The organism is Micromonospora sp. NPDC000442 (assembly GCF_042898635.1).
In the GTDB taxonomy this organism is placed as follows: Bacteria; Actinomycetota; Actinomycetes; order Mycobacteriales; family Micromonosporaceae; genus Micromonospora.
In genome coordinates, this window is record NZ_JBIAYZ010000046.1 from 1 (window position 1) to 7518 (window position 7518).

Genomic DNA, 7518 nt, shown 5'->3' on the forward strand with positions numbered 1-7518 from the left:
TTGCCGGAGTACATGGTGCCGTCGGTGGTGGTGGTGTTGGACCGGTTGCCGTTGACGGTGAATGGGAAGTTGGATCGGCGGGCGTTGCCGGCGCCGGTGTATGAGACCGGCTCGGGTCGCGGTCCGGTGACCGTGCAGGAGGAGATCCTGTGCGCGGTTTTCGCCGAGGTCCTCGGTCTTGATGTGGTCGGTGTGGACGACGATTTCTTCCGGCTGGGTGGGCATTCGCTGCTGGCGGTGCGCCTGGTGGAGGAGCTGCGTGGTCGGGGTGTGGCGGTGTCGGTGCGGGCGTTGTTCGAGTCTCCCACGCCGGCCGGGCTGGCCGCGGCCGTGCCGGCCGCCGACACGGTCGTGGTCCCGGACAACCTGATCCCCGTTGACGCTGAGCGGATCACGGCGGACATGCTGCCGTTGGTCGATTTCACTGATGCGGATGTCGAGCGGGTGGTGGCCACTGTCGAGGGTGGCGCGGCGAATGTGGCGGATGTGTATCCGTTGGCGCCGTTGCAGGAGGGGTTGTTGTTCCACCATTTGATGGCGGGTGGTGGTGAGGATCCGTATGTGACGGTGTGGGTCTTCGAGTTTGACTCGCGTTCTCGTCTGGATGGGTTCGTCGGCGCGTTGCAGCAGGTCGTTGATCGGCATGACATCTACCGCACGGCGGTGGTGTGGGACGGGATTCCCGAGCCGGTGCAGGTCGTGCTGCGCAGTGCCGCGCTGCCGGTGATGACTCACACCCTGGAGGCGGGTCTCGCTGATCCGGGGGCCGCGCTGGTCGATCTGGTCGGGTCGTCGATGGATCTGGGCCGCGCGCCGTTGATGGATGTGCACGTGGTGCAGGTCGGTGATGGCTGGCTCGGGCTGCTGCGGATGCATCACATGCTCCAGGACCACCAGGGCATGGATGTGCTGCTCGCGGAGATGCGGGCCTTTCTCGATGGGCGTGCGCAGGAGTTGGGGCCGGCGTTGCCGTTCCGGAACTTTGTGGCGCAGGCGCGGAGTGTGGCGCGGGAGGAGCACGAGCGGTTCTTCGCCGAGTTGTTGGGCGATGTGACGGAGCCGACGGCGCCGTACGGGTTGATGGACGTTCGTGGCGACGGTGTGGATTCGGTGACTGCGGAGATGCCGGTGCCGTCGGAGGTGGCCGATCGGTTGCGTGAGGTGTCGCGGCAGCTGGGCGTGAGTGCGGCGACGGTGCTGCATGTGGCGTGGGCGCGGGTTGTTTCGGTGTTGTCGGGTCGTGACGATGTGGTGTTCGGCACGGTGTTGTTCGGGCGGATGAACGCGGGTGTGGGTGCGGATCGGGTGGTTGGTCCGTTCATTAACACGTTGCCGGTGCGGGTGCGTTCGGGTCGGGTGGGGGTGCGGGCGGCGGTGGAGGAGATGCGCGTTCAGCTCGCGGCGTTGTTGGAGCATGAGCATGCGTCGTTGGCGGTGGCGCAGCAGGCGAGTGGGGTGGCGGAGAATGCGCCGTTGTTCACGTCGTTGTTCAACTATCGGCATATCGCTCAGGCTGGTCCGGACGGGCCGGATGTCGAGGAGAGTCGGGCGCCGGTGGGTATCCGGACGGTTTATGCGAAGGAGCGTACGAATTATCCGTTGAGTGTGTCGGTCAATGATTTGGATGTGGCGGGTCTGAGCCTGAGTGTGGAGGTGGTTGATTCGTTGGATCCGCAGGTGGTTGGCCGGTTGTTGTGCACGGCGGTGGAGAACGTGGTCGCTGTGTTGAGTGGTCCGGATGTGCCGTTGTTCGCGGTCGAGGTGTCGGACGGCGAGGGGGTTTTGCGCGGCCCCGTCATGGAGGTGCCTGGCGGGACGGTGGTGGGTGTGTTTGAGGCGCAGGCTGCGCGGACGCCGGGGGTGACGGCGTTGGTGTGTGGTGATGTGTCGTTGACGTTCGCTGAGGTGAACGGGTGGGCGAATCGGTTGGCCCGTCATTTGGTGCGGGTGGGTGTGGGTCCGGAGCGGGTTGTGGCGGTCAGTTTGCCGCGGTCGGTGGACTCGGTGGTCGGGTTGCTTGCGGTGTTGAAGGCGGGTGGGGTGTATCTGCCGGTGGATCCGAGTCTGCCGGTTGAGCGGGTTACGCAGTTGTTGAGTGATGCCGGTGCGGTGTTCGTGCTCACCGAGGCGGTGATGGCATCGCTGGGTTTGGGTGAGTTGTCGGATGGTGATTTGACGGATGCGGATCGGTTGGCGCCGTTGCGGGCCCGGAATTCGGCGTATGTCATTTACACGTCGGGTTCGACGGGTCGGCCGAAGGGTGTTCTGGTCGAGCATCGGCAGTTGGTGAATTTGCTGGTCAATCAGCGGGGCGGGTTTGTTGCCGATGCGGGTGGTGGTCGGTTGCGGGCGGCGTTGACGGCGGTGTTGTCGTTCGACACGTCGTTGGAGGGTCCGTTGCTGATGTGTGATGGCCACGAGTTGCATGTGATCGACGAGCAGACGCGTCTGGAGCCGGTGGTGCTTGTCGACTATGTGCGTCGGCACCGGATCGATTTCATGGATGTCACTCCGTCTTATCTGGCGCAGTTGCTGCCGGCGGGTCTGCTGGCCGGTGGGGGTCCGCGGGTGTTGATGCTCGGCGGTGAGGCGCTGCCGGAGCCGTTGTGGAACGAGTTGGCCGCGGCGGATACTCGGGCGTACAACTTCTACGGGCCGACCGAGTGCACCGTCGATGCTCTTTCGGCGCCGGTGGTCGCGGGTTCGAGGCCGGTCGTCGGTAAGCCGTTGGGTAACCTGCGCGCGTATGTCCTTGACGGTTGGTTGCGGCCGGTTCCGTCGGGTGTGGCGGGTGAGTTGTATCTGGCCGGGGATCAGGTGGCTCGGGGCTATCTGGGCCGGCATGGCTTGACCGCGCAGCAGTTCGTGGCGTCGCCGTTCGGCTCCGGTGAGCGTATGTACCGCACGGGCGATGTCATGCGCTGGGTGGCCGGTGGGCAGTTGGAGTATCTGGGTCGGGCGGATGAGCAGGTCAAGATCCGTGGGTTCCGGATCGAGCCCGGTGAGATCGAAGCCGTTCTGCACGAGCATCCGGGTGTGGCCCAGGCCGCCGTCATCGCGCGGGAGGACACCGCCGGGGACAAACGTCTGGTTGCCTACGTGGTGGCGGACGACGACGTCGCCGGCCTGCGGGAGTTCGCCGCGCAGCGGCTGCCGGAGTACATGGTGCCGTCGGCGGTGGTGGTTCTCGACCGGTTGCCGCTGACCGTCAACGGGAAGCTGGACCGGCGGGCTCTGCCCGCCCCGGACTACGAGGCCGGCTCGGGTCGAGGTCCTGTCACGGTGCAGGAAGAAATCCTGTGCGCTGTTTTCGCTCACGTCCTCGGACTTGAGCGGGTCGGCGTCGATGACGATTTCTTCGCCCTGGGCGGGCACTCCCTGCTGGCGGTGCGGCTGGTGTCGCGGGTGCGGGCGGTGCTCGATGTCGAACTGCCGTTGCGGGCGTTGTTCGACGCTCCTACCGTGGCCCGTCTGGCGGCCTGGCTGACCGGCGGCGACGCCGGCCGGGCCCGCCTGGCCCTGCGGGCCGGTACACGTCCGGCCCGGGTACCGCTGTCATTCGCCCAGCAACGCCTGTGGTTCCTCAGCCAACTCGAAGGCCCCAGCCCGCTCTACAACCTGCCGCTGGTGGTCCGCCTGGATGCCGGGGTGGACGTGACCGCGCTGGACGCTGCGCTACGGGACGTGATCACCCGCCACGAGTCGCTGCGCACCGTCTTCGCGGTGGCCGACGGCGAGCCGTACCAGCAGATCCTCGAGCCCGACCAGGTCGGCGAGGTCCTCCAGGTCCAGTCGATGAGCGCCGAACGCCTCGATACGGCCGTAGCGGCGGCGACCGGCCACGCCTTCGACCTGGCCACCGAGATCCCGGTCCGGGCCTGGCTGTTCCAGACCGGTGCCGACGAGTCCGTCCTGGTGCTCGTGGTGCACCACATTGCCAGCGACGGCTGGTCTACGGCGCCGCTGCACCGAGACCTGGCGGCGGCGTACCAGGCGCGGTCGAACGGGACGGCTCCGGCCTGGGCGCCGCTGCCGGTGCAGTACGCCGATTACGCGCTGTGGCAGCGTGAACTGCTCGGCGACGAGAACGACCCGGACAGCCTGCTCTCCGCGCAGGTCGCCTACTGGCGGCAGGCGCTGGCCGGTGCCCCGGAGGAACTGGCCCTCCCGGCCGACCGCCCGCGCCCGGCGGTGGTCTCGCACCTGGGCCACCAGGTGCCCCTGCAGGTCTCCGCCGAGGTGCACCAGCGCCTGGCCGACCTGGCCCGTGCCGAGGGCGTGACCATGTTCATGGTGCTCCAGTCGGCGCTGGCGGTGTTGTTGTCCCGCCTCGGGGCGGGCACCGACATCCCGATCGGCTTCCCGGTGGCGGGACGCAACGACGAGGCCCTGGACGACCTGGTCGGCTTCTTCGTCAACACCCTCGTGCTGCGCACCGACCTGTCCGGCGACCCGACCTTCGCCGAGGTGCTGGGCCGCGTGCGGCAGAGCAGCCTGACCGCCCTGGACCACCAGGACGTGCCGTTCGAGCGACTGGTCGAGGAGTTGGCCCCGGCCCGCTCGATGGCCCGCCACCCACTGTTCCAGGTGATGCTCATCCTGCAGAACCTCGAGCACAGCACGATGAGCCTGCCGGACACCGGCGCGGGGGCGGTGAGCGCGACCGCCCGCTTCGACCTCGAGGTGACCGCCGTCGAGTCGTTCGACGCGCAGGGCCGCCCGGCCGGTCTCGGCGGTGTGGTCACCGCGTCGGCCGACCTGTTCCACGCGTCGACGGTGGAGCGCCTCGCCGGATGGTTCGTGCGGGTGCTGGAGACGGTGACGGCCGCCGCGCAGGTCCGGCTGCACGCCGTCGAGCTGCTGGACGACCAGCAGCGGCAGCAGATGCTGTCCGCCTGGAACGTTCCGGCCGCCGAGATCGATGCGACCGTGGTGGACCTGGTCGCCCGGCACGTCGCGGCCGCCCCGGACGCGGTCGCGGTGGTCGCCGGCGGCGTCGAGGTCTCGTACCGGGAACTGGATGCGGCGGCGAACCGACTGGCACGCTATCTGACGGCGCAGGGCGTGGGCGCGGAGTCGGTGGTCGGCCTGTGCCTGCCGCGCGGCGCGGAGATGGTCGTCGCGATCCTCGGGGTGTGGAAGGCGGGCGGCGCGTACCTGCCGATCGACCCGCAACTGCCGGCGCAACGGGTCGAGTTCATGCTGCTCGACAGCGGCGCGCGGCACGTGCTGACCTCGGCCGCGTACGAGCCGGTGCTGTCCGGCTCGGTGTTGGTTCCGGTGACGGTGCTGGACGGGCCGGCGGTGGCGGCCTTCGACGACGGCCCGGTGCCCAGCCGGGTGACCGCGGCCAGCGCGGCGTACGTGATCTACACGTCGGGTTCGACGGGCACCCCGAAGGGTGTGGTCATCGCCCATCGTCATCTGTCGGGTCTGCTCACCGCGGTCGGTGACGTCTTCGATCTGGGCCCGTCCGACGTGTGGAGTTGTTTCCACTCCTTCGTGTTCGACGTGTCGGTGTGGGAGATGTGGGGCGCGCTGACACGTGGCGCCCGGGTGGTGATGGTGCCGTCCGAGGTTTCCCGCAGCCCGGAGGACCTGGCCCGGCTGATCGAGCAGACCGGGGTGACGGTGCTCAGCCAGACCCCGTCGGCCTTCTATCAGCTGCTGTCGGTGGCCGGGTCACCGCCGGAGTCCGTCCGGGTGGTGGTGTTCGCGGGGGAGGCACTGGAACCGCCGCGGGTCTACGGCTGGCTGACCGAGGGCGGGCCGCGCCTGGTCAACATGTACGGGCCGACCGAGATGACGGTGTATGCGACGCTGTGGCAGCTCACCGGCGACGAGACCGGCAGCGTGGTCGGCCGTGGCCTGCCCGGCACGGCGCTGTACGTGCTCGACGATCGGCTCCAGCCGGTCCCGCCCGGCGTGGTCGGCGAGCTGTACCTGGCCGGCGTCCAGGTGAGTCGCGGCTACCTGGGCCGGCCGGGCTTCACCGGTGAGCGTTTCGTGGCGTCCCCGTTCGGCGCGGGCGAGCGGATGTACCGGTCGGGCGACCTGGCGAAGTGGACCGGGGACGGCCAGTTGGTGTTCGTCGGCCGCGCGGATCAGCAGGTGAAGATCCGGGGGTTCCGGATCGAGCCGGGCGAGATCGAGGCGGTGCTCCAGGAGCACCCGGACGTGGCGCAGGTCGCCGTGGTCGCACGGGAGGACATCCCGGGGGACAAGCGCCTGGTGGCGTACGTCGTGGGCGCCGACGCCGCCGGGCTGCGCGAATACGTCGGGCAACGCCTCCCGGAGTACATGGTCCCGTCCGCCGTGGTGCTGCTGGACCGGTTGCCTTTGACGGTGAACGGAAAGCTGGACCGGCGTGCGTTGCCGGCGCCGGCGTACGAGGCCGGCACGGGCCGCGGCCCGGCGACCGTGCAGGAGGAGATCCTGTGCGCGGTGTTCGCGCAGGTGCTCGGCCTGACCACGGTGGGGGTCGATGACGACTTCTTCGGGCTCGGCGGCCACTCCCTGCTCGCGGTGCGGCTGGCGTCGCGGGTCCGGGCGGTGCTGGGCGTCGAGTTGCCGCTGCGGGCGCTGTTCGAGACGCCGACGGTGGCTGGCCTGGCGGCGTGGCTGAGTGGCGGCAACGCCGGCCGGGCACGGCTCGCGGTGCGCGCCGGGCGGCGGCCGGAGCGGGTACCGTTGTCGTTCGCGCAGCGCCGTCTGTGGTTCCTCGGTCAGCTCGAAGGCCCGAGTCCGCTCTACAACCTGCCCTCCGTGGTTCGGCTGGCCGGCGGTGCGGACGTCGAGGCGCTCGATGCGGCCTTGCGCGACGTGATCGGCCGGCACGAGTCGCTGCGGACCGTGTTCGCGGTGGCGGACGGCGAGCCGTATCAACGAATTCTGGACGCGGACGAGGTCGGTTCGGTGCTTCAGGTGCGGGCCGTGCCCGCCGACGACCTGGACCGGGCCGTCGCGGAGGCGACCGGCTACGCGTTCGACCTCGCCGCCGACCTGCCGATCCGGGCCTGGCTGTTCCAGACCGCGACGGACGGCTCGGTGCTCGTCCTGGTCGTCCATCACGTGGCGAGCGACGGCTGGTCGACCGCGCCGCTGAATCGGGACCTGGCAGCGGCGTACGAGGCACGGCTCCGTCAGCAGGCGCCGGTGTGGGCGCCGTTGCCCGTGCAGTACGCGGACTACGCGGTGTGGCAGCGGGAGCTGCTGGGCGATGAGAACGACCCGGACAGCCTGCTGTCGACCCAGCTGTCGTATTGGCGGGAGACCCTGTCCGGGGCGCCGGAGGAGTTGGCGCTTCCGGTCGACCGGCCCCGCCCGGCGGTGGCGTCGCACCGCGGGCACCAGGTGTCGTTGCAGGTGCCCGCCGAGGTGCACCAGCGGCTGGCTGACCTGGCGCGGGCCGAGGGCGTGACCATGTTCATGGTGCTCCAGTCGGCGTTGGCGGTGTTGTTGTCGCGGCTCGGGGCGGGCACCGACATCCCGATCGGTTTCCCGGTGGCGGGTCGGCAT

General features: G+C 69.4%; 1 protein-coding gene. It reads left to right on the plus strand.

The features are described from left to right. Positions 1–7518, plus strand: a 7518-nt coding sequence (locus ACFY2A_RS30440; RefSeq protein WP_387176775.1) for an amino acid adenylation domain-containing protein, incomplete at both ends; no start/stop codon positions are given.